Raw genomic sequence first — 1,990 nt, forward strand, 5'->3', positions numbered from 1 at the left:
GACGCGCTCAAGGACCCCGAATGCCCTACTCGGCCGCCAACCAAAGCCGCTTCCATCTCGACCTGCTGGGCATCGAGCACGACTTCAAGGTGCTGGCCTTCACCGGCACCGAAGGCGTCAGCCAGCTCTACCACTTCGACATCGAGGTGGTCAGCGAGCGTTCCGACCTCGACCCCGCCCAGTTCCTGCAGTGCCCCACCTTCCTCGGTATTGATGCCGGCGGCTTCCATGGCGTGATCAGCGCGTGCCAGGTGGGCGAGCGTGGCACGCGCCTGAGCCATTACCACTTCACCCTGGTGCCGCAGCTGGCCAACCTGCAGCACCGGGTCAACCAGCGCATTTTCCAGGGCCAGACCACCGCGCAGATCATCACCCAGGTGCTGAAGGAGCACGGCATTCTCGGCGACCGCCAGCGTTTCGAGCTTAGCCCGGTGGAGTACGTCCCGCGCCCGTACTGCACCCAGTACGGTGAAAGCGACCTGTATTTCATCCAGCGGCTGTGCGAAGAGGAAGGTTGGCACTTTCGTTTCGAGCACGCGCCTGGCCAGCATGTGCTGGTGTTTGGCGACAGCCAGGGGTTCTTCCCCAAGCTCGAGCAACCGGTACGCTTCGCGGCGGATTCGGGCATGGCCGCGGAAGAGCCGGTGGTCAGCCGTTTTCGCCAGTACGTGCGCACCCGGCCTACACGGGTGACGCAGCGCGATTATGACTTCGCCCATCCCAGTTTCATTCCTGAATACACCGCCCGGCCTGCGCCGCAGGAGGGTGAGCGCAGGCTGCACGAGCTGGAAGTGTTCAGCTTTCCCGAGCCGCTGCCAAACGCCCGGCACGGCAAGCGCCACGCGGCCCGCGCGCTGGAACGCCTGCGCTTCGAGGCCTGCCTTGTCGAGGGCGAGGGCGACGTCGCGCGGCTGGCCAGCGGTTGCCTGATGACCTTGCAGGAGCATCCCCGCGCGGATGCGAACGGGCTGTGGCTGTTGTACGAAATTGAGCATGAAGGGAAACAGCCCCAGGCGCTGGAAGAGCAGGGCAGCCCGGCGCCGGTGCCTGCCGAAGGCTTCAGCCAGGGCTACCGCAACCGTTTCAAGGCCAGCCCCTGGGACGTGTTCTTCCGCCCGGCGCTGCAGCACCCCAAGCCCGTGGTGGCGCTCACCCAGACCGCCCAGGTGTGCGGCCCCGCCAGCGAAGAAATCTATTGCGACGCCTATGGCCGGGTACAGGTGCGATTTTTCTGGGACCGCAGCGGCAGCGCCGACGAACACAGCAGCTGCTGGATTCGCGTGGCCAGTGCCTGGGCGGGCAACCAGTACGGTGCCATGGCCATCCCGCGCATCGGCATGGAGGTGCTGGTGACCTTCCTCCACGGTGACCCCGACCAGCCGCTGATCACCGGCTGCCTGGCCAACGGCAGGAACCGGGTGCCCTACGAGCTGCCGGCACACAAGACCCGCAGCGTGTTCAAGAGCCTCAGCTCGCCCGGCGGCGCAGGCAGCAACGAACTGCAGATCGAAGACCGCCAAGGTGCTGAGCGAATCTATATCAACGCCCAGCGCAACCTGGAACAACGGGTGGGCAACGACCAGTCACGCCAGGTGGGCCGCGACGACCGCGTGCTGATCGGCGGCAACCGGTACCAGGAAGTGCAGGGTGAGTTGCACGTCAGTGTCGGCGGGCCGCGCAAGGCCGAGCTGCAGGCCGACGACTACCTCCATGTCAGCGGCAGCCAGTACATCCACCTCGGCGGCCACGGCGTGCTGCACAGCGGCCAGGACCTGAGCCTGCAGGCCGGCAGCCACCTGGTGTTCACCGCGGCCAGCTCGCTGACGCTGCGGGTAGGCGGCCAGTTCCTGATGCTCACTGACGCCGGCATTACCAGCAGCGTGCCCATCACCCAGGGGGGCGCGCCGGTGGCGGGCCCAGCCCTGCAGCCAGGGCTGGCGCAGCGCCCGGGGGAAACCGCCGAGGAGGCGGCAGGGCGGTTGATGGCCCT

At 67.0% G+C, this 1,990-nt stretch carries 1 protein-coding gene; it reads left to right on the forward strand.

Translation table 11 applies throughout. From position 1 onward, the window contains the following. Positions 1 to 20: 20 nt before the first annotated feature. Positions 21 to 1,990: type VI secretion system tip protein TssI/VgrG (tssI, locus tag AC0Z2B_RS32415; protein WP_476302255.1), on the forward strand; the 1,970-nt coding region annotated here is incomplete at its 3' end.

This window comes from Pseudomonas sp. GYB4201 (genome assembly GCF_056312595.1).